Below are 20,740 nucleotides of genomic sequence, written 5' to 3' on the forward strand. Positions count from 1 at the left end.
TTATAGACTCTTCTTTATGTTCCAAGTACGCTACTTTCAGGAAGTATATGGCAATGCAGAAGAAATATACTTCTGTGTAAATGGAACCATACCGGATTACTAAACAAATGGGGAAAACTGGGGAAATACAAAACTTTCCTCAGGATTACTGTTCGACAATATCGATTGGAAGTTTTCCAAAAAATATGACACATACTCAGGATATTTTTTTGACTCAGAATACCTATTTAATCTGTAACACTGATTAATAGGGTTGAGTAAATTTTCAAAATATTTATTTAGCTCATTTTTTTTGTGCAATCTATCAATCTTGGCTTTTAGAGAACTTATAACCAATGAGTCTTTTGATAAAACTGCACGATACTCATATTCGTCAAAAACAAGAATAATAAAATCAATAATATGATCTTCGATCCAAGTGGACTCACCAAATGTTTTTATGTACTTTTTTTCCAGGAAATAATTTTTCACATCAGATACGTCTTTTAATAAATATAGAATAATACTTCTGAATCTATATTTATAATTTAACAAGAAGTCCTTTTCGATAAACTGAATGAATAAATTTTTGAATTTTTCCATAAATATTTCGTGATGATAGTAAAAGAACTGATTCTCAAGTAGAAATAACTTTGAAGAGACATATCCTAAGTACGGTTTAATTAATATCTCTAGATACCGGTCACAAGTTTGCACATTCTTAAAATAGTCATCATTCAAGGAGCATTCTGATAATATAAATTTAAGTTTGATAAATTTAACGTAGCTCAAATAATTAAACTTGTCAATTTCTGTAACCAAGTCACTCGTAAGGTTATTTTTTATATTTTTCAAAATCCAATAAATCAAATCAGCCTTAACTCTGTGCCCAATATTGGTTGATTCTACAATCTCACCTATTTCAGATAGTGAGTTATCATTTTCAAGTATACTAGGACTATTTCGGGTCAATTCTTTAAAAAATAATATTTCTTCTTGCATTTCTATTTCATATCCAGACCCTGTATGTAAAATTTTGTAACATATAAAAGAATAAAGATATTTGGTATTAAGCAACGAAAATATAAACTTTAAAAATTCTTTATTTTTGTTGTTATTTTCTAAGGTATGATTATATGAATATTTAAATATTTCTTTTTGGTATTTATCAATGCCATTGTAATAAACAGACTTCATATTTTGTATTTCATCTTTATTAAAGTTCTCAATATTTTTGTGAATTGAGTCCATCATTGAACATATAACTTGATTTAAAGAAATCTTGTCATTAAAAGAGTTATTACTTGTATTATCAATATTATTGAAATATTGAGTTTTATTTAAAATTCTCATAAATTCACTAATTTCGTCACTTGATTCAATTTGTGCTGCTAAATCATAAAAAGGTCTAAGTACGTCTTTAACCCATTTTAAGCTTTGGTTAAATCTTTCTTCGTTTTCAATACAAGATCTTTTAAATGTATTAATAATATTAACTTCATTATCTAGAAGCTTAAGTTTTTCAATAACGGTTAAATAATTTAAATTTCTCCATTTATTATTCATAAATCTCACAAAATATCCAATACGTTTATCCATTTTTTTTGAATTATATCGACTTTTGCTTATATCCTTAGTAAGGATTGAAAGTACTTTTTCAAAAATAGATTTTGTGAAATCAAAAAGTTGATCTGATTCTACTAATTTTGCTTTATATTTAAAATATTCCCAAAATGAATCTCTCCTAATATAATAAATCGATTTCCTAAAAAATTCCACTTTGATTTTATATTTGATTCTATAATCATAATTTAGACTTATATCAAAAATTATGAACATCATGCTTATTGATTGAATTAGTAAAAATCCAAAAAGAATAATTAAATAACATACGCAAAATTGCCATAAATTATGTAAGTATACCTCAAATTGAAAATAAAATTTCAGTTGTATTGCGATCTTTTCAACTAAAACACCCAATATAGGAAGAATAACAAGTATAATAATTATTAACTTAGTCAAAAAACTATTTGTCACTAAGTATACACGTCTTTTAAAAAATGAAAAAGCTAATTTATTGACACCCCAAAATTCATTCTTGCTATTATTAACAATAGTAAGGATGAATTGCAAAAAAGCAAAAAATATCCCGTACAAGGTAAGTATATAAATAGTTAAAGTTATCTGATCTAATAATTCCATGTTATCTAAAATACTCAAGCTGAATCTTCTAGATAAATAAATAAAACTCGCTATAACTGTTAATATAATTCCATTAAATAAAACACTTCTAATATGTCTTTTAAACGCTGTTCTTAAAAAAAACGATATTTCCCACACCAAAGAAGCGATAATATTTTTCATGTTTTTACGTTCCCCTTAAAAGATTCATTATGTAACTCTGTGATCATCATAGATATTTAACATCTCTATAGTCTCTTTGAATGATTGTCCTTCGCTTAAAGAGTCTTATTTCAGGAACTTGAAATCTGCAAAAGTTTTCTACACTCCTGCTTTGAGCACCTAACTTCCCCTCAGAATGCAAAAAAAACGCCGGCCAATTTTATCATGATCGTTGATCGTGGGAATTTTCTGATCAATGCGTATTCAAGGATACGTTTTCTTGTTTATAAAGCATAAAATTTGTAATATGTATCTAATATCTCCCCTTGCTTGCCTAATACATTTATGTTCTCAACCGGAATCAAAATACAATGACGCAGAGGAGTCATTTTCCCTACTATGAACATTTTAAAATCCCCAAATTCATCAACACAGAATATACCATCGGTATATATCTCATCAAAAAGACAAAAAAGTTATTCTAATGTCATCTCATCATCCACAGTATTCATAAACCATCCAAAATTAAATGAAAATATGAATTCACACCAGAAATATATCACATTCCCAAATTATTTCCTATATTATTTTTAATTTGTCGATGAACAAAATTCTAGTCAGTTAGGAAATATCAATTCACTTGATTCACAATAGACAGAGGCAACCACACTCCTGTCTTTTTCATATCCAATTAAATCATAGAAGGTCCAAGCACTTGAAAGGCAGCTTATGCAAACGCAATAAATACTGGTACATCATTGTTGAACCTAAGGACGAGTACGGGAAACGGAGAAGAAATCAGATACAGAGAAATCTCGAGAAGCACTTACGAAGATGGTCCACAACAGTTCCGTTCACCCACAACGAAAACTCAAATTTACCTGTCATAAAGAAGTCATTAGAGCAGAAATCCTGCGACTGATAATGGAGCGTGACAGAATCCTTGAATTAAAGGAATAAGATAGAATCGTTCACCGTAAAGCCGGTTCAAGCATCATTCCGAGCGTACAAAAAAAGTACGTTAGCAAACCATCTTAAAAAGAAACAAGGGTTCCAACTCTAACGAGTTGAAACCCTTGTTCTACTGATGCCGAGGACCGGGATCGAACCGGTACGGTAGTCACCTACCGCAGGATTTTAAGTCCTGTGCGTCTGCCAATTCCGCCACCCCGGCAGAATTATGTATTTCTTGGCGACAAGAAATATCTTACCATGAACTAATCAACTTTGCAACACTTTTATTAAAAATAATAAAAAAATGAAACAGGCACTGTAAGCGTCAGCTCACAGTGCCTAGAAAGTCCGAGTTGCGGTCCCGGACTTCCGGTAAACCAATCTATATTAAGGGAGGTGTGAGATAAGAATACCTCCCCAACATTAAAGAAACCTAAAATCAGCCTTAAATTAAACTAAAAAAGTAAAATCGGTCGAACACGGGCCGCCTCTTCCTCACTGCACTCCACGATAACCAAGATATGGTCCTTTAACAACCAATCTTCATAATACCGTGCGTCTTCTTCCGAGATCCCCGCTTCAGTCAGTGTAAGCACCAAATCATCGGTCTCACTCCCAATCTCATTACCAGCGAGCCTGCGTACTGCTTTTCCGATCGACATCGTCTGATCCATCCGTTTCCCCAGACCAGCCAATATCCCTTTTAGCGCGCCAAAGGCACCATCCGTTCCTGCACCTTTTAATGGTTTGGGCAGCCCCGTCTTCTCGCTCACCAGCTCGAGATTAAGCTGTTCCTTCGCCACGGCTCCCAGATATTTATCCTTGATGCCTTCCTCTTTAGCCTTATTCAGCATGATTATAGCCTCGTTCTCGGTACGGGCCAGCCCAATAATCAATTGTGTCATTCCGTTCCCCTCCTTTTACCCTAATATAACCCCGTAATCCCCATTCAAAAACGGATCATCCACAGCTAAGACAAATCACCTAGAAGAATGTTGATTTCTCTTCTGGAAATCTATACCTAGTTCTGATAGACTAGATAAAGAAGACAAATTAACCATTGAAAACATTGACATATGGATTTAACATCTCATAATCAGGAGCAATGACTTATGAAAAAAGAGGTAGAAATTGCCATCCGGCGCAAACAACAGATCATGGTTCGCAATACAAGCGGTCAGACGGTAACCGGTTATCCCGAGCGAACCGCTGATACATCGATTCTCTCCTTACGTACCGTTCACGGAAGTCTGTGGATACCGTTTGATGAGGTTGAACATGTTACACGTCTGTTAAGCATCCGGTCTCATCATTTAAGTGGAATGCAACTCGTATAGTCGGTTCTGTAATCCTAGAAACTTAGTTCCCGTATAGATACGTTAATTAAATCTATTTATGCCAGCACATCATACCAAAAAACCAGACGCATGCACGTCTGGTTTTTCTCTTTTTGTTACTTCACTACAAACTTCACTCGCGTTCCATCCGGATATGTACTTAACTGATTCCCTACCCATGAACCTGCACCACGATTATCCTTCGGGGTAATGTATTGGATATCTGCACCTGTCCCACCCTCAGCGCACATCGCCATAGGCCACTCGTCACGATCCTTACCTTTTTTGACCGGAACACCCTTGAGTGATAGATCCCGATTGGCCTCAGCTCCACTACGATCAATGGTGCATACATCCGAATGCCCTGCCTTAATGGCAGCTTTAATATGATTGGCTGTTTCGGGATAGCGCTCAGAAGGAAACGTAATGGTATGGTCTACACTCTTATTCGTTCCTCCGAATGGGTTAGGTATCTCCTCCGGCCATTCTCCCCCCGCCCAGGCGTAGAGGGCTACCAGCAGCATCGCTACCAGTGTCAGTAACTGCTTTTTGAAGCCTTGTTTACCTTTTCGTTTTCGTCCAGTGCGTCTCTTACTCATGCTGTGTCTCCCCCATTCAACATTAGCATTATAACAGAACGCCCGTTCGCAAAACAATAAAAAAAATAAAAAAAACAGCCGAGACCTCCCGGCTGTCCTGCTTGTTTGATTATCCTACATTGGGAATGGCCTGTTGGCGCAGTAAAGGCAGTGTCACCTCAAACTGTGTACCTATTCCCTCGGTACTCTCTACTGTAATCTGGCCATTCATCAGTTCCAGCAGTTCTTTGCAGATGGTCAGCCCCAGCCCGCTTCCGCCAAATCGACGCGCATGGGAGATGTCCGTCTGGGTAAATGCATCAAACAATTGTTCGATCTGATGCTGAGGAATGCCAATTCCCGTATCACGCACAGAGAATACCAAAACTATGGTATCCATGATTTGTTTCCTCACATCCACCTGTAACTGCACTTCACCTTGTTCCGTGAACTTGATCGCATTACTCAGCAAATTATCCAGTACCTGCCGAAGTCTTAGCGGGTCGCCGATAAGCACATCGGGAACATTCAGATCAGCATGACAGAGCAAACGTATGTGTTTATTCCGCGCTGCAGGCTCATGTGTCTTTACAATCTGTTGAATCAGCTTCAGCGGTTGAAACTCAATGTTTTCGACATCCATTTTGCCTCTGCCCAGTTTCGCCATATCCAGGCTATTGTTAACGATGTTAAGCAACGCCTCACTCGATTGACGTGCAAGCTCCAGATATTCTCTCTGCTCATCCGTAATTTCACCCATACTGGCAAGTTCGATCATTCCCATAATGCCGTTGAGCGGGGTACGAAGCTCGTGATTCAGCTTTCCGATGAATTCCAATTGCCCTCTGCTGTTCATCTCAGCCATGGAAGTTGCGAATTTTAACTGTTGTTCGGCATACTTCCGTTCTGAGATATCATATTGAATGCCTACAAAATATAAACACTCTCCAGATTCATTAAAGATCGGATCAATATTCAGTTCGTTCCAGAACTTCTGGCCACTTTTTGTATAATTTAAGATATCAATCTTAATGGACTGCTGTTTCTTTAATGCGTCACGAATCTGCATTACTGTTTCGGGGTCTGTGTCCTGTCCTTGCAAGAATCGGCAATTCTGTCCTACAGACTCTTCATACGTGTATCCTGTCAGCCGAGTAAAGTGTTCGTTTACATACATGAGCGGAAGCTCAGGCAAGGTAGCATCGACCACGGTCACGGAGGATTTCACTTTCGAGATGATAAATTCCCACTGTAATGGGAGTTGATTATGTTGGCTCATGCCTTCCTCCTTCATCTCACACACGTTAATGTTTATATAGTCTGTATTCGTACATTATATGGAGATACAACTAACCAAATGGTATGTGTTGATATTGGAACAATATATTTTAATTGTAACACAGTTATTCAAGTCGTGTGGTTTATGGGTAATAGTTGATAACTAACATTCGACATTAACCTATCTGTCATCAGGAGGAATACGCATGAAATTTCTGTTAATCATCATCATTATTATTTTGATCGTAGTCTTTTTTACCAGACGTAAACGTTAAGATGAGATTGTTATGTATGTAAGTAAGAAAGGAAGATGGGTATGAGAACCCTCTTTTTTATATTCATGGTACTCTGTATCATCAATTTCTGTTTCCCAAAATTCGGCTGGTATCTGCGCTATGGCTGGATTTTCCGCGGTGAGGCCGAACCCAGCAGGCCTTATATGACGATGGTAAGAACGACCAGCCTGCTGATGTTACTTATCGCCTTCACACTCACTATGGCATGAACGTTAACCATTAGAAGATGACTGCCCTGTTGGGCAGTTTCTTTTTTTGTGCTGAAATGACGGGAAAATGATAACTTTGTTTGTGGTGTAATGATGACAATGCCCGTAATATAGATATATCGTTTCGGAAAGGACATCACTGGCATGAACATCGCATTTTATCCGTATTGGGCCGCCAAAACGCTGCTCTCGCTTATTAATGTCATATATATCATGGTCATTACTACGTTGATTTACAGTCACACTGGATCGGTACTCTATGCTGCAATGTTTCCACTAATTCAGATCATTACACATATAACAGCAGGTTTCACTTTGTCATTACTTGTGAACCATTTCCCATTCTCCAAACTATTGATCCGCATTTCCATAGCCAAAACATTCATCATGACCTGTGTAGCCATTTCATTGAGTCACTTAATTTCACAGCTACCGCTTCTATTGATCGGCATGGCCGTACTATCCTTTTTGAATGGATGGGAATCTCTGTTACTGAATGCTTTGACACCACAATTGGTTCAGGGAGAAGATCTTGCAAAAGCCAATAGCCTCCTCATTTTCTCCAACCAGACTGTAACCATTGTCGGTTACGCCATGACGGGATTCGCCGTGATGAACTGGGGGGCGTCACAGACTTTCTGGGCAGCTACAAGCCTGTCCTGGGCCGTTCTAATTTTCCAAATTGCCCTTGGCTCGCTCACACGCGGTATAGAACAATCCCAGGAATCTGATGTACCGCGTCACGAATGGAGGGAAGGCTGGAGTATGCTCCGGAAGAATCCAACATTACGACTGATCACGCTTATGGACATTGCCCAGGCACTTGCGGGTTCGATCTGGATTGGAGCTATAACGCTGGCCTTTGCAAAAGAAGTTCTGGCACGAGGAGAAGGCTGGTGGGGACTTATGAACTCGAGTTACGCTGTTGGAACCATGCTTGGAGGTATGCTGGCTCTTGCACTGGCCAAACGGATTAGGAAGCATTTAATCGCTAGCATGACCATGTGTTCTCTTCTCTTGAGCATGCTGACCATCGTTTATGGTATAAACAACCTGCCATGGCTCGCTCTGGTGTTATGCATTATCATGGGTCCAGTTCATCAGATTCGTAATCTGGCTCAGCAGACAGCGCTTCAGAACAGTGTCCCTGTCGAATCTCTAACCCAGGTATACGCCACACATGGCGTCCTGATCTCCACGGTTACGAGTGTGTCCATAGTTATCTTTGGTCTAGCCGCTGATCAGCTGGGCGTTCAATGGGTGTACCTCATTGGTGGAGCCTTATTCCTCGCGTCTGCAATATGCTCATTATTACTCGGCACGGTTCACAGGAGCCAGCCCATTGCTAAACATACGAAAAATATGTAAATCAAAAAGACGAGCATCCTCTGCTCGTCCCATACAATCTCAATCCAATCGATAATCTGTCAGCGGCTTGCCTTGTTTATAGTACAAGGTGGGTGACAATATGTTGAAGAAAATATGTACATCCGGCATGTACGCTTCTTCCAGAATAGCCTGCAACGACGATGCAATCCGGTTATGGACCTCCTGATCACGTTGAAACATCAAAATCTCTATAGAAGCCGGAGAAGGTGTTAGCGCTTGTACATCATGACGCTCTGCCTTCATTCTCTCCCGTGGAATATGAGTAATAAGGGCCATCTGCTCTGTAATTTGCGGTACAACTTCCTCTAGTTGAGGACCTGTAAATCCTTTAAAGCGAATAAACGGCATTGCTATCCCTTCAATCTCTGTTAATAGTCTCTTATGTGATTTTAAGCACATTGTTTTCAGTTGTCAAATGTCATGGATGACATATGTTGTTTCTTATTTATAGGAAAAGCCCCGCTGAAGTCTCAGCGGAGCCACTGTTTACACGTTACTATACGTGACTTACAGCCAGAAAGATTTTGTGATGATCACGAGCAGGATGAAAAGCACGAGAATCGCACTTGTAGAAGTCCATCCACCGAATCCACCAACATTGCCACAACCGTATCCAACTTGACTCATTTGATTGGCCTCCTTTGAATTTCAAGGTATGCCATAACATATGCGTATTCTGTGCAAGTGACCGGGCGAATCGGCAAGTTCAACAGCCCATTCATCTTGGATTCATACCCGTTATTTTAACTGGATGGGGCGATGGAGATTTTCAATTGTTTTTCTTCTGATTCCTTAGATGAAGGCTCCGTAATTCCTCTGTCTAGAAGGATTGTACGAGTACGTGTATCACTTCGGGATGCCAGAACAACCTCGCCATCAGGTGTTATACAATAGGAAATTGGAATGGAGATCTCGCTGTCGCGGTAGGAACCATCCGCATGGCTTGTCCCCATGACAATACAATGCTGCTGCATGGCGATCTTACTCGCCTCTTCAACCCACTCACTGTACTGCTCTTCACTGAACATCCCCACACCAATGGAATGCATCACAATATCCACATTTCCTATACTCTCGTTGGAAAATCCTTGCAGGACAAGCTCATCACACAACAACGTGCTTATTTTCCACCCCTGTTCCACGATCGTCTCAGCAGGTGTATATTTAGCTTTCTCCAATACAATCTCTCCAGCTTTACTGATGATGATCGATCGGTCCTTCGGACGTTCTTGCAACCTGCGATGACCTGATACAATCATGGTTCCGTATTCAGCCGCCAAGCGGCAAGCGTCTTCGACATTCTGGTTGAGATAACCTTCAGGATAGAATATTATATCCGCATCTGGGTGTTGCTTAAGTTCGGCTTCAAGCTGCAGCAGATGCTGTTCCAGCCTGGGTTGTCCAATGATAATTTTCATTCGGTATCCCCCGTTCAATAATAAAAACCGGTTCATACCTGAATAAGGTACGAAACCGGCTTAAAGGTTGTACGAGCAGTATTCATGCGCATCGTATTTGCTTCAAGAGTAATTGATTCTCATGTTATTGTTCGATAAATCAATTACCTTTACAGTTCAGTGCTATGTAGTTAGGCATTTCTACGTTCAATACTATCATATATAGCCTGCCCATCATAGCTTCGATCTGTACCGATGTCTTTCACAAAGAGGGCGCTGCCTGCGGCACTATTCGCATTAACAGACAGCACGCTAAACGCACCCACAATCCACATTAATGGATATAATGCAACGGATAAGGCTTTTTTCATACCGTTGTCTCCTTTTCTGTTGAAATAGTTGATTGGTTTAATATCCCATTAATACGATTAAAACCCAATTAGGTTTCAATTTTATATACAACCATCCCTATTTCTATACATATAGGAGACAAGACTACAATGCTCCGTTCAGATTAACTCAAAACTCTGGAGCAACGCTGCCGCCTCTTCATGTTGCGGTTCCAGAGCGAGCACTTGATGGGTATAGGAAAGTGTTTCTTCTTCCAGTTCAAGTTCATAACAGCACACGGCCAAGTCGTACAAGACGGCTGGATTATGGTTACTTGGATCTGCAACCAATGATATCTCCAGAAACCGTTTCGCATCCTCATACATATACATTTCATATAATAGCTGCCCTGCCAGAAATGCAAGCCCCCCTTGCTGTTCCATCACATAATAGGACGACCACATCGTATGAATACCAGACTGAATATCGAGCATTTCCTCATCACTTGCATCAGGAAGAAGACTGGAGATGTGCGTCGCACTATGGATTAAGAACTCAGCGTCATATCCACCCAGACGCCAGAACGGCAATATATGCTTCAACTCCATAGTCTCTATTTGAGAGTCTACCCATTGTTTCATGCTAAAAAAGTCATCCGGTCCGAAACGTTCCACAAATCGATGATAGGCCAGACGTGTGTTCACGAAACTGATTGGTTCATCCACCATCAACATGCACCCGACATTCAGATCTTTATAATGATGTGTTGTGAATCGAGTATGTGCTCCCTGTTGTTCCAAAACATATTGAATCGCATGGTAGTTGGCTGTCAAAGAAAAACTTCCATGAAGAACGAATTCAGGTGGCTCTGCGAACTTCCAGTTATCCAGACGATGATCCCCTTTATCAGCAGTAATCAACACATAACCTGACTGCGACAGCTTGTTTAACCGTTCAAGACAGGACAAGCCAATTGCGGGAAAAAGGATGTGCGAGTCCTCCAGCTCCTCTTTGTACAATGTGATAAGGCTCTTGTATGGATAGTTATCTGCACTGTATTCAGGCGCCCGGCGATACTCATAACTGAGCGTCATGTTCTTCAACATCTCAGCGGGATCCAGATCATGACGACGATCAGGAGACTGAACGAGCAGATCACACTCATATATCTCGCCAGACCCAATATAGATTAGTTCCTGCGGAATGCTGTCAAAAAAGTAATTGGCAATCAGCAACAACGGTTGTTTCAGATCACCGGGCCGTATAACCGTGCCTGCGACGACCAGATTTAATTCTGTATCCTTTACAGCGTCAAAACGTGCAAAATCCACTATGCCTTGTTGAATAAAGGATTGCATGGATGGATGCTCTTGCCAACCGAGCACATTCTCCGCTACAAGATCGGTCATTACATATCTGAAAGGTGGTAACTGTATTCCCGCAAATTGTTTGAGTTCCAGCAGCTTCAAGAGAATTTGATGCGCCAAACGCCCGACTCCTGCCCCAAGTTCCAGAATGGTGACGGTCTCGGTGATCTGTCCCTTGTTCGCGAGATCCTGAAGAAATCCAAAAATCATCTCTGCATACGCCGTGGCAATCATCGGATTACTGGTAATATATTGTGGGACTTGATTCTCTGTCCAAGCTTGCAAGCCCTTCTGTTCATAATAGGCTCTCTGCCAATCCCAGACCGGAGCTTCACTGTAACGAAAACGTTGACTTTCATTTGACGTCATTAAAATGGAAACCTGCTTTCTATCACTAATTTCATAAGATTCTCGGATGTTCTAGACACTACTTATTTTCAATGCCAATCAATCTCTGTACATGCATTATATCATAGAACCCTGCCTACTCGATGAAGATCAGTTTCCCCTCTTAAACACGAAAAAAACCTGCTTTTGAGGGCAGGTCTGTGAGTCTTTTCATTAAGAAGACTATTAATATATTTTTAAAACAAGGATGGTAACATTAGTCCGAATACAAAGCTCCCTCAAAGTTTTCAGGTCCTACACGGATCGTACCAAGCAAGTTGGAGCTGATAAATGCCGTGTACGTCAATTGAGGGGTTACTGGCGGATCGAAGTCACTTGCCGAGAACGTAATTACCTGAGGTGCCAATACACTTAAATTGAAAGTTGAAGTTGCCGAATATATAACTGGGTCTGTTGACAAAGTTCCTCTGACAATCGTAATCGTTATACCCACGAGTGCCAGTGGCAGTTGCACAGATACCGTTCCCGTAAATTGCACCCGCGGGTTAGCTCCAATACTGCCTCCTGTGATTAGACCGATCTGGCCAAATAATTGTGGCGTGTTAATAACAAGGATTGGTATTGCGATCGAGTTCGCCAAGCTCGCATTCTGCGAAGTTCTTGCATCAATAAATTGACTCATGAAATCTACCTCCTATGGGTTGGGATAAGGTAGTATATGCGAGATTTGAGATATGGCATGGACATACATTGACTTTCACAAAAAAGGGCATATTAGAAAGATACCAACAACAAAGTTACGCATTTCCTCTAGCAGCTGATTGCAGACAGAAAAAAACCCTTGCTAGGCAAGGGTTTCAAGAGTATGGGCCCTACAGGACTCGAACCTGTGACCAATCGGTTATGAGCCGACCGCTCTAACCAACTGAGCTAAGGGCCCTAGACATAATGTATAACGTGCAGATGATGGCTGTAAATCATCCAAGTGAAACTAAATTGCGGGGGCAGGATTTGAACCTGCGGCCTTCGGGTTATGAGCCCGACGAGCTACCGGGCTGCTCCACCCCGCGTCAGTAAGAAATATTAAAACAGCGACTTAATTAATATACACTATTGTTACCCTATAAGTCAAGGGGTAATGTCAGGGAATAAATCGCACACCGTAACGACCCTTGCGTGATCGATAAACTTCCACTTCCGCCGGTTCATTATGACCATATATCCATCCATCCTGTTCCATACGCTTGGCCAGACATCCTGCCTGAAATTTGGTTGCATACAACTTGCTGAAATATACCCAGTGCATACCGCTCGTCCTTTCCAGAGTCGTCATTTATTCCTGCTTTTTGTAGAATACCCCATTTTCATAAAAATAGCCGCCAAAGATAAAATCTTCAGCGGCTATCCTTATAATAAAACTACTCAATCAACTCTCATTTCTCATTGAAACGTGGCTTTAGGATCCTTTTTCAATTTTTCCAGCATCTCGTTTCCTTTAGCTGCCCACTCACCAAGTGCTTCTTTTGGTGTCTTTTTGTTCTCGAGAACCTGATTGAAATATTCCATGCCTTTTTCGTTCACTTGCCATAGACCTGGGGATTTTTGATACATTTTATCCAGGTTGGTATTCGTTGGCGGAATCGGCTTCAAAGAATAGAAAGCTTGTATGTTGTAATCCAAGCCATCTTTTGGCTTGATGAAGCTCTTCCGGGACACCATCTCATAGCTGCTACGCGCCTTGATTTTAGCCCAATCTTCACTGTTCATGTACTTGATCAGTTCCCACGCATCATCCGGGTTCTGAGCCGCACTATTGATCGCCATGAGATTGCTCAGGTAGATGCTACCTCCAATTTCAGGAGCTTCCGGGTGAACTGGAGGTGTAACTACATCCCAATCCACTTTCGTAAAGTCTTTCATTTTATCTGCATTTTTATTGGCATCAATTAATTGATTAATATAGCTGTAATCACCAATAGCCATGGCTGCCTTGCCGCTCAGGAACAGGTCACCCTGTATTGGATCATAACGTCCGCTAGGATTCTGATCCTGCGGTTCGTCTCCTTTAGGGATGACTTTGTCAATGGCAAGTTTGCTGATGGTACTCCACACTTTCTCCCATTGAGGAGAATCTACGGTCATCTTCTCTGCTTTGTCATCGAACGTCTTCAGTTGCAACGCGCTATAGTACTGCTGCATGGAGTAGTAAGGCGAACCACCCTGATATGTCGTGAAGGTGAAACCAAATACGTGATCTTTACCCTCGCCTTTTGTAAGTCGGGTACCCAGATTGAAGATATCGTCCCAAGTCATATTGTCCGTTGGCGGTTCCACGCCTGCTTTTTCAAACATGCCCTTGTTATAGAACAAAGCGGAAGAGGAGAACGTTGGTGTCAATGCATAAATGCTCTGATCCCCCAGATCTTTGATACCCTCCAGCACACTAGGAACAATGTCTGTCGTATCAAACTTGTCTTCTTGCATTAATGGATCCAGCTGTTTCACCAGATTCTCCTGAATTAATGATTTGACTGTAGAGGTATCTGCCACGATGACGTCAACCGGATTATCGCCAGTCATTATCTTCTTCAGACTTTCCATCGTATCCGGAACTTCCTGCTGTTCTTCGGTGTTGCCATACCCATACATGCTGCTCTGATCAACGGCAGCTACAATCTCAATGGTTACATTGGGATGGGTCAACTCAAAAGCATCGGTAAATTGTTGACGGAAATAACTGTCGTCTTGTCCTCCCCACATAGTAGCCACACGTAATACACGTTGCTCTGTATCCTTCGCCTCACTTGCCGTACATCCTGCAATCAGCGGCAATGCAAGCGTCGCAGTAGCCATGACAGCCAGCACACGTTTTCCCCACAACCTGTTCTTCATCTCCCAATTCCCCCTCATTAATTATCTTGGCGGTGTAATGACAATGCGTTCACCGTCAAATTCCAATGTAGCCCGGTTATCGATGGCTAAGGCCTCCAGATACTCTTTTGGCACCTGAAGCCGCCCAGCACGGTCAATAATGACAAATGCTTCATGAATGTCCGGCATACCCGTCTCGGATAAGCTATGCTCATCGTCCAAATTCGGGTTGCGCTTCACAAACTCGGTACTGGTCAAGCCGTCCCGGATCGCAACGATCCGGTCTACCTTGCCAGCTAACGTCAAGTCATGGGTAACGATGACAATCGTAACGCCGAGTTCCTTGTTCATTTTTCGGAAAATGCCCATGATTGTATCACATGTCTCGGAATCGACCGAACCCGTTGGTTCGTCTGCAAGCAGAATTTTGGGACGATTGGATAAGGAGATCGCAATCGCTACCCGTTGCTGCTCTCCTCCTGACAATTGATGCAATTTGTTATTCATCCGATCCTTAAGCCCTACCCATTCGAGCAATTGTTTCGCGTAAGCACGATCACGCTTGCCTCCCAGAATCATGGGCGTCTCCACATTTTCCAATGCCGTGAGATAAGGCAGCAAGTTACGACCGTTATTTTGCCAGATAAAACCTACCGTATGACGTTTGTATTCAACCAATTGGGCATCTGTCATCTTCAGCAAATCCCAGTCTCCCACAACAGCCGTACCCGCCGTAGGACGATCAAGTCCACCCAGAATATTCAGCAGTGTGGATTTACCGCTACCGCTGTTACCAATGATGGCCATCATTTCACCTTGATTGACAGTCAGGTTGAGACCCTGAAGGGCAACGACTTCCACATCGCTGGATTTAAAAATTTTGACAAGTCCTTCGCATTGGATCACGTTTACCTCTCCTCTCCCATTTTGACCGCCTGGTGAACACGCAGTCTGCGAATCTGCCAGAGCAACATCGTTGCACCAATGACCAGCATCACCACAGTAACCCCATACAGTTGCAACATATCCTGCTGCTCAAAGACAATCCGGAACGGAGGTACCTGAGCAGATACATTATCCGTCGTTTGCAGGAATGGCAGGAATAAACGACTGGATACCTGACCAATACCAATACCTAACAGGATCGATAGCCCCGCTGTGAATACCTGCTCCAGCAGCAGCATGCCGCTCAGTTGTGCACGAGACAATCCCATGGCACGTAATACACCGAACTGCACAACACGTCCGGACAGGTTGAAGAACCAGTACAGCACGTATCCAATCAACGAGATAATCACCGATACCAGGAAACCAAGGCTCAGAATTCCGAATACGCCACCTCGTGATGGGTGTTTACCCTGAGATACCAATTCGGTGCGTACGTCACGCACAGAAGATAACTCAATCCCTTCTGCTGCAAGTTTCTCCATTAATGGAGCCACTTTGGCATCCGGTTCCATTTTCAGCCAGACCTCATAAGGAATTAGAGGCACTTGGTCATAGATATAATCCAGATTAGCCACGAAGAATGGCATCTGATCCGGATACTGGGATGGCCAGTAAGGAATGATTCCGAAGACTACGAATTCAATCGCCTGTCCCTGTATACCCATGGAGACGAGGTCTCCGGTTTTCAGCTTGAATTTGTCAGCAAATTTGGAAGAGATCAATACAGCCCCTTCATATTTGCCGAGCAAGTCAAGGTACTTGTAGGGATGTGCCGGGAACAGATCATTGCGGAACCAAGCCACTTGAGCGAAATCCACATTATCAATCCCGACCAGCATCCCCTGCCCGCCCGATTTACCAGAGACGATTATATTGCCTTTGGTCTGCAGTACTCTTGCTGCATGTTCGACACCATCTAATCTGCGGAACACTTCAAAAGGAGGTTCGGAGTAGATGACTTTGGATGGCTGCGAAGAACCGCCGCCACCACCTGGAGCACCTCCACCGCCATTTCCTCCGCCGGGAGCGCCACCACCCGTACCACCACCGCCTTGTTGACCTCCACCCGTGCCGCCATTCTGCCCGGAACCGCCGGGTTTAACCTCAGGTGTTCCTTCCCACACCGTCTGCATAATCACATCAGAACCATAACGGTACAAGGTGCGCTCAGTGGAATTCAGATCAATCGTCCGAGCCGCAGCCGAGTTGTACACCCCAAGTCCCAATGTCAGTACAAGGAGGATCATCAGCGGATAATAAGACGAAGATGAACGCGATAGCTGCGTTAATGTCAGATACAACGGGACCGGGAGCAACTTGCGACCAATCAGCTGAATCAGCTTCAATATCCACGGGAACAAACGCAGGAAGAATAGTCCGAGCGCAAAGATCGCGAGTGCGGGTACAAAGAACAGAAACGGCTGTACCTGTAACTGATCGGTTGTCATTCCCGTCTGGAAAGTCAACATCTGGCGTTCATAGAACAGGTAGTATCCATATCCAGCCAGACCCAGTAACACAACATCCAGGAACCAGCGTTGCCATACTGGAGCACGGTCTGTACGTGCTTGCCGCCGTTTGGCTGATACAATGGTTGCCCGTGCATAGGTTATCGCAGGGATCAGGGAGGCAATAATGGCAACAAGCACTGCTGCTACACCTAAAAGAATGGCTTCTTTGGATACGCCAATCGGAATCGACTTTCGATCAACAAAGGATAGAAATCCACTCGCTGAACCAATACTCTTGGCCATAAAATAACCGAGCAACGGCCCGATAATTAGCGCAATAGCGCCCAAAAATATACCTTCAAGCAGGTAGAGAGAGAAGATCTGCCGAGCGGAAGCTCCACGGCTGCGCAATACCGCAATATCACTCTCTTGCTTCTGTAATGACTGTCTGGCATTCATAGCAATAAAATAAAAGACCATCGCAATCATCGGTGCTGCCAAGGTAAACAACATCGTCTGCAATTGCAGACTCTGACTGCGGAACTGCTTGAGCAGATCACCGAAGGTAATGTCCACTTTTGTATCTTTCAGCCGCTGATACAGATCGATATCCAGCCTTTCCAGCATGGAAGTCAGACCTGATAGCTGGCTGGTTTGAATTTCCTTCAGATCGAAGGCATAGTACCAACGTGAGTTTTGAAGTGGGATGCCTTTTTCTTTCAGTAAAACATCATTAAAAACCGATTCATCCACATAAAGTCCATTCATCATACCGTCAAATCCCTGTACCCAGTAAGGACTGTTTGGATCATCTGCTTTGAAAGACCCCGTAATCTTCACACGCAACGTAATATCAAGACCGCTGTATACCGGATATTCCAGAATATCACCGATATGCAGATCGTTACGATACATGCCTTCTTCCAACATGACTGCCTCGATAATATCGTCCTTGACCTGATTGCCAGGTTTCACTCCGGCTGAGTAATTCACCTGTGCATCCAGTCCACTCATCGTGCCCATACTCATACTGCGCACCCGGCTGGCGTCCACTTTGGTTGGATCCTCTGGACTCACCTCGGTGCTGCGAATGGATCTGGCATTCACATACGTATGGAATGGGAAACCGATCTCGCGAGGAACATCCTCACGAATATATCGATCTACTTCATCCAGACCCCTTGTGTCTGTCTTCACACCACCAGGTGCCTGATAACTCATGAGCAACGAACCCGCTGGCAATCCTTCACTATTATCCTGTAACGTCTGCGCGACGACCCGTTTCAGTGCACCATCGGCATACATGGGAATACTGACGGTGAACGCAACCGCCACAATTAATCCGATTAATGTGCTGAAGGTCATCCAGCGCGTGTTCCACATTTTGCGGAACAGCAGTCGAAGCAATGGCAGCCCCATTAGCGTCCCACTACTTTCTCGCCTACGGTCAGACCTTTCAGAATCTCAACATCTGTCGATGTCTGCTGGCCCACTTCAACGTCCACTTCACGCTTGCTACCATCACTCTCCACGACTTGTACATACGTTCTTGAACCGATGGAGCGTAAAGCGGATACAGGAATCACAATCGCGTTCTCGGTACGCTGCGTCACAATAGAGACCGATAGAGGTGTGCCACGTTCCACGCCTTTTGGCATTTTTGCAAGTGTAACGATTACATACTTATCCAGCGTTTCCTTCGTTGGAGGCGTCCCGCCTTCCCCCGTTCCTTCGCCACTGCCGCTTCCCGATGCTTCAGCCAGAGGCATGACTTTAATTTTGCCAGCGACTTTACCGGCTCCATTAATGTCCACTTCTGCCTTCATACCGGCTGAGAACTTCTCCAGATCTTCCTTTGCAAAGGTAGCTGCCACAACCAGATTCGATGTATCCGCAATCGTAGCAATCGGGTCATACGCTTTCACGGCTGCGCCCTTCTCAACCTGCACAGCAATTACGGTACCACCGAACGGAGCAGTCAACGTAGCTTTGCCCAGTTGCGCTTCCAGATCGGCGAGTTCCTGGCGTAGTTCTTCAAACGCAATGGTCGCCTCTTCGAACTCTACAGGGTCCATCTCATCTTTTTTGCGGAGTGTTTCCTTCATTTGAACTTCGGATTTGCGAATAGCCAGTTTCTTGCCACGGATCTCCTTCTCCACACTTTCCACATCGAGCACGGCTAGAAGTTGACCCTTTTTCACTTTATCTCCTGGTTTAACATTTAACTCTTTGACATGCATGCCATCAAGCGTGAAGTACACCTTCTCTTCCCGCTGACTCATCATCTTGCCACTTCCACTTACTCTTTTCTCCAACGTTTCAGTCCGGACTTCATATTCCGGTTTCTTAGAGATCGTTGGTGGTGTAATTGGCGGAAGCACTTCTTCCTCTGTTTCTGACGGCAGCAATGAGCAGCCAGACATCGTTGCAACCATTATCGCACCAAGTACAATAAGCGCTGCGCGTTTCCCCCTCTTCGGAGCGGCCCCTTTACTTGATAAATCTGCCGTCCGCCATTTCATAAACATGGTCCGCAACCTCCAAAATTGTAGGATCGTGTGTAGTCATACATATCGTTACTTGTTCTACTTCAATAATATTGCGGAATACGGCCATGACCTGAGCGCCCATCTTGGAATCCAGTTCCGCTGTAGGCTCATCCGCAAGCAACAATCTGGGTCTGTGGGCAATAGCCTTGGCTATAGCTACCCGCTGTTGCTCTCCCCCGGACATCTCGAAAGGTCGATGCTTCACCCGTTTGGATAGTCCAACCAGGTCCAGACAGTGACCAACCCTGTCCTTCCACTCCGCTCGCGGAACATCCGCCATTCGCAGCGACAGTTCTACATTTTCCCAAGCAGACAATAAGGGCATGAGTGCATACGCCTGAAAAATAAAACCGATCTCTTTGCGCCGCAAAGCGGTCCGCCGCCGGTCTCCCCAATCCTGAAGAGGCTGGCCGGAGAACAGAATGTCTCCACTTGAAGGCTGATCCAATCCACCGAGCATATTCAGCAGCGTTGTTTTGCCTGAGCCAGATCGCCCCTTCAGCATGACCAGTTGTTGCGGATTCACTTCCATATCAATGCCTTTGAGCACATGGATGATACGACTGCCTGTCTGGAAACTGCGATGCACGTTACGCACCTCCAGTACAGGTCCATCATATGGAGGCAATATATCCTTCTTCGGTTTGATCTTCTTCGGGGGGTTATCAACGGAAGTGACAGCAGTTGCAGCCACTTCATCTGAAGCGATTTCACTTTCAGGTACCAGAGGTTCACTCGACGGATGATCGTGTTCATTGTTGTATGTATGTTCTCCCGAAACCGTCGGTGCCTCCAGCTCTGCTTCCCCCTGTTGATTTTCATCGCCTGACTGGCTCTTGGCAGGTCTTTTTCTGAGAAATAAATTCTTCATGCCAGCAATCACGCTCATCCTTTCTTCATATCCCGTTCACTTCTTCAAAAAACCTAAAATTAGAAATCTGTTCCAACCTACACTGAATTATAAACGACCGATCACAACTAAAAGTTACAAGCTTTTTACAACGGTAGAGGGAAAAAGTTAATATTTTGATGAACAAACGAAAAAAGCACCCCAATGTATGGGATGCCTCTTGCATATTCGATGGTTTTGCCGCTGTGACGGCAATCATTACAATT

The 20,740-nt window shown here is 43.2% G+C and carries 18 protein-coding genes and 3 tRNA genes; 2 read left to right on the top strand and 19 right to left on the bottom strand.

The features are described from left to right. Positions 1 to 99: 99 nt before the first annotated feature. From MKZ12_RS20525 to MKZ12_RS20535, 3 genes are all read right to left on the bottom strand, one after another. Positions 100 to 2,343: a hypothetical protein gene (locus tag MKZ12_RS20525; RefSeq protein ID WP_339256378.1), complete on the bottom strand. Its 2,244-nt coding sequence runs from the start codon at positions 2,341 to 2,343 to the stop codon at positions 100 to 102. 1,067 nt (positions 2,344 to 3,410) lie between these two features. Then, positions 3,411 to 3,496 (bottom strand) — tRNA-Leu (locus MKZ12_RS20530). Positions 3,497 to 3,731: 235 nt separating this feature from the next. Next, on the bottom strand, positions 3,732 to 4,181 hold the full coding sequence (locus MKZ12_RS20535) for a hypothetical protein (protein WP_339256380.1): 450 nt from the start codon (positions 4,179 to 4,181) through the stop codon (positions 3,732 to 3,734). A 207-nt stretch (positions 4,182 to 4,388) separates the two neighbouring features. Here MKZ12_RS20535 and MKZ12_RS20540 point away from each other — a divergent pair, with 207 nt between their 5' ends. Then, entirely contained in the window at positions 4,389 to 4,613 is a 225-nt protein-coding gene (locus MKZ12_RS20540) for a hypothetical protein (RefSeq protein WP_339256381.1), read from the top strand. A gap of 116 nt (positions 4,614 to 4,729) precedes the next feature. Here MKZ12_RS20540 and MKZ12_RS20545 read toward each other — a convergent pair whose 3' ends face one another. After that, entirely contained in the window at positions 4,730 to 5,212 is a 483-nt protein-coding gene (locus MKZ12_RS20545; RefSeq protein WP_339256383.1) for a NucA/NucB deoxyribonuclease domain-containing protein, read from the bottom strand. Between the two features lie 109 nt (positions 5,213 to 5,321). Beyond that, the gene (locus tag MKZ12_RS20550; protein WP_339235832.1) at positions 5,322 to 6,470 is read right to left on the bottom strand and encodes an ATP-binding protein; all 1,149 of its coding nucleotides are present in this window, start codon (positions 6,468 to 6,470) and stop codon (positions 5,322 to 5,324) included. Between the two features lie 648 nt (positions 6,471 to 7,118). On the opposite strand from MKZ12_RS20550, the gene MKZ12_RS20555 reads away from it, so the two are divergent. After that, on the top strand, positions 7,119 to 8,342 hold the full coding sequence (locus MKZ12_RS20555) for an MFS transporter (RefSeq protein WP_339256385.1): 1,224 nt from the start codon (positions 7,119 to 7,121) through the stop codon (positions 8,340 to 8,342). 39 nt (positions 8,343 to 8,381) lie between these two features. Here the strand turns inward: MKZ12_RS20555 and MKZ12_RS20560 are convergent, their stop codons facing one another. The 14 genes from MKZ12_RS20560 to MKZ12_RS20625 all read right to left on the bottom strand — a co-directional run bounded on the left by MKZ12_RS20560 (position 8,382) and on the right by MKZ12_RS20625 (position 20,513). After that, positions 8,382 to 8,711, bottom strand: a complete 330-nt coding sequence (locus MKZ12_RS20560; RefSeq protein ID WP_339235837.1) for a DUF1904 family protein — start codon at positions 8,709 to 8,711, stop codon at positions 8,382 to 8,384. 159 nt (positions 8,712 to 8,870) lie between these two features. Beyond that, positions 8,871 to 8,990 (bottom strand): YjcZ family sporulation protein, encoded by a 120-nt coding sequence (locus MKZ12_RS20565; RefSeq protein ID WP_253439256.1) that lies wholly within the window; start codon positions 8,988 to 8,990, stop codon positions 8,871 to 8,873. Between the two features lie 116 nt (positions 8,991 to 9,106). Further along, positions 9,107 to 9,781 (bottom strand): hypothetical protein, encoded by a 675-nt coding sequence (locus MKZ12_RS20570; protein ID WP_339235839.1) that lies wholly within the window; start codon positions 9,779 to 9,781, stop codon positions 9,107 to 9,109. Between the two features lie 170 nt (positions 9,782 to 9,951). Beyond that, complete coding sequence (locus tag MKZ12_RS20575; RefSeq protein WP_339235841.1) at positions 9,952 to 10,131, bottom strand: hypothetical protein; 180 nt, start codon at positions 10,129 to 10,131, stop codon at positions 9,952 to 9,954. A gap of 138 nt (positions 10,132 to 10,269) precedes the next feature. Then, positions 10,270 to 11,826 carry a tetratricopeptide repeat protein gene (locus MKZ12_RS20580; protein ID WP_339235844.1) on the bottom strand — a complete coding sequence of 519 codons (1,557 nt, stop codon included), beginning with the start codon at positions 11,824 to 11,826 and terminating at the stop codon, positions 10,270 to 10,272. A gap of 235 nt (positions 11,827 to 12,061) precedes the next feature. Further along, complete coding sequence (locus tag MKZ12_RS20585; protein WP_339235847.1) at positions 12,062 to 12,487, bottom strand: hypothetical protein; 426 nt, start codon at positions 12,485 to 12,487, stop codon at positions 12,062 to 12,064. A gap of 184 nt (positions 12,488 to 12,671) precedes the next feature. Next, positions 12,672 to 12,745, bottom strand: a tRNA-Ile gene (locus MKZ12_RS20590). A gap of 56 nt (positions 12,746 to 12,801) precedes the next feature. Continuing rightward, positions 12,802 to 12,875 (bottom strand) — tRNA-Met (locus MKZ12_RS20595). Between the two features lie 71 nt (positions 12,876 to 12,946). Continuing rightward, a complete protein-coding gene (locus MKZ12_RS20600; protein WP_339261571.1) occupies positions 12,947 to 13,138 on the bottom strand; it encodes a hypothetical protein in 192 nt (63 codons plus the stop codon). A 107-nt stretch (positions 13,139 to 13,245) separates the two neighbouring features. Next, a complete protein-coding gene (locus MKZ12_RS20605) occupies positions 13,246 to 14,697 on the bottom strand; it encodes an extracellular solute-binding protein (protein WP_339235850.1) in 1,452 nt (483 codons plus the stop codon). Positions 14,698 to 14,718: 21 nt separating this feature from the next. Next, complete coding sequence (locus MKZ12_RS20610) at positions 14,719 to 15,582, bottom strand: ABC transporter ATP-binding protein (protein WP_339235853.1); 864 nt, start codon at positions 15,580 to 15,582, stop codon at positions 14,719 to 14,721. Positions 15,583 to 15,584: 2 nt separating this feature from the next. After that, a complete protein-coding gene (locus tag MKZ12_RS20615) occupies positions 15,585 to 18,494 on the bottom strand; it encodes an FtsX-like permease family protein (RefSeq protein ID WP_339256386.1) in 2,910 nt (969 codons plus the stop codon). Further along, complete coding sequence (locus MKZ12_RS20620) at positions 18,494 to 19,603, bottom strand: efflux RND transporter periplasmic adaptor subunit (RefSeq protein WP_339235857.1); 1,110 nt, start codon at positions 19,601 to 19,603, stop codon at positions 18,494 to 18,496. The genes MKZ12_RS20615 and MKZ12_RS20620 overlap by 1 nt, the downstream gene beginning before the upstream one ends. Continuing rightward, entirely contained in the window at positions 19,566 to 20,513 is a 948-nt protein-coding gene (locus tag MKZ12_RS20625; RefSeq protein ID WP_339256388.1) for an ABC transporter ATP-binding protein, read from the bottom strand. Before MKZ12_RS20625 ends, MKZ12_RS20620 begins: the two co-directional genes overlap by 38 nt. Between the last annotated feature and the right edge of the window lie 227 nt (positions 20,514 to 20,740).

This window comes from Paenibacillus sp. FSL R5-0713 (assembly GCF_037973325.1).
In the GTDB taxonomy this organism is placed as follows: Bacteria; Bacillota; Bacilli; order Paenibacillales; family Paenibacillaceae; genus Paenibacillus.

Excerpts from the sequence above, each read along its gene's own strand:
- MKZ12_RS20525 (WP_339256378.1), bottom strand. The coding sequence starts at position 2,343 with ATGAAAAATATTATCGCTTCTTTGGTGTGGGAAATATCGTTTTTTTTA.
- MKZ12_RS20535 (WP_339256380.1), bottom strand. The coding sequence starts at position 4,181 with ATGACACAATTGATTATTGGGCTGGCCCGTACCGAGAACGAGGCTATA.
- MKZ12_RS20540 (WP_339256381.1), top strand. The coding sequence starts at position 4,389 with ATGAAAAAAGAGGTAGAAATTGCCATCCGGCGCAAACAACAGATCATG.
- MKZ12_RS20545 (WP_339256383.1), bottom strand. The coding sequence starts at position 5,212 with ATGAGTAAGAGACGCACTGGACGAAAACGAAAAGGTAAACAAGGCTTC.
- MKZ12_RS20550 (WP_339235832.1), bottom strand. The coding sequence starts at position 6,470 with ATGAGCCAACATAATCAACTCCCATTACAGTGGGAATTTATCATCTCG.
- MKZ12_RS20555 (WP_339256385.1), top strand. The coding sequence starts at position 7,119 with ATGAACATCGCATTTTATCCGTATTGGGCCGCCAAAACGCTGCTCTCG.
- MKZ12_RS20560 (WP_339235837.1), bottom strand. The coding sequence starts at position 8,711 with ATGCCGTTTATTCGCTTTAAAGGATTTACAGGTCCTCAACTAGAGGAA.
- MKZ12_RS20565 (WP_253439256.1), bottom strand. The coding sequence starts at position 8,990 with ATGAGTCAAGTTGGATACGGTTGTGGCAATGTTGGTGGATTCGGTGGA.
- MKZ12_RS20570 (WP_339235839.1), bottom strand. The coding sequence starts at position 9,781 with ATGAAAATTATCATTGGACAACCCAGGCTGGAACAGCATCTGCTGCAG.
- MKZ12_RS20575 (WP_339235841.1), bottom strand. The coding sequence starts at position 10,131 with ATGAAAAAAGCCTTATCCGTTGCATTATATCCATTAATGTGGATTGTG.
- MKZ12_RS20580 (WP_339235844.1), bottom strand. The coding sequence starts at position 11,826 with ATGACGTCAAATGAAAGTCAACGTTTTCGTTACAGTGAAGCTCCGGTC.
- MKZ12_RS20585 (WP_339235847.1), bottom strand. The coding sequence starts at position 12,487 with ATGAGTCAATTTATTGATGCAAGAACTTCGCAGAATGCGAGCTTGGCG.
- MKZ12_RS20600 (WP_339261571.1), bottom strand. The coding sequence starts at position 13,138 with ATGACGACTCTGGAAAGGACGAGCGGTATGCACTGGGTATATTTCAGC.
- MKZ12_RS20605 (WP_339235850.1), bottom strand. The coding sequence starts at position 14,697 with ATGAAGAACAGGTTGTGGGGAAAACGTGTGCTGGCTGTCATGGCTACT.
- MKZ12_RS20615 (WP_339256386.1), bottom strand. The coding sequence starts at position 18,494 with ATGGGGCTGCCATTGCTTCGACTGCTGTTCCGCAAAATGTGGAACACG.
- MKZ12_RS20620 (WP_339235857.1), bottom strand. The coding sequence starts at position 19,603 with ATGTTTATGAAATGGCGGACGGCAGATTTATCAAGTAAAGGGGCCGCT.
- MKZ12_RS20625 (WP_339256388.1), bottom strand. The coding sequence starts at position 20,513 with ATGAGCGTGATTGCTGGCATGAAGAATTTATTTCTCAGAAAAAGACCT.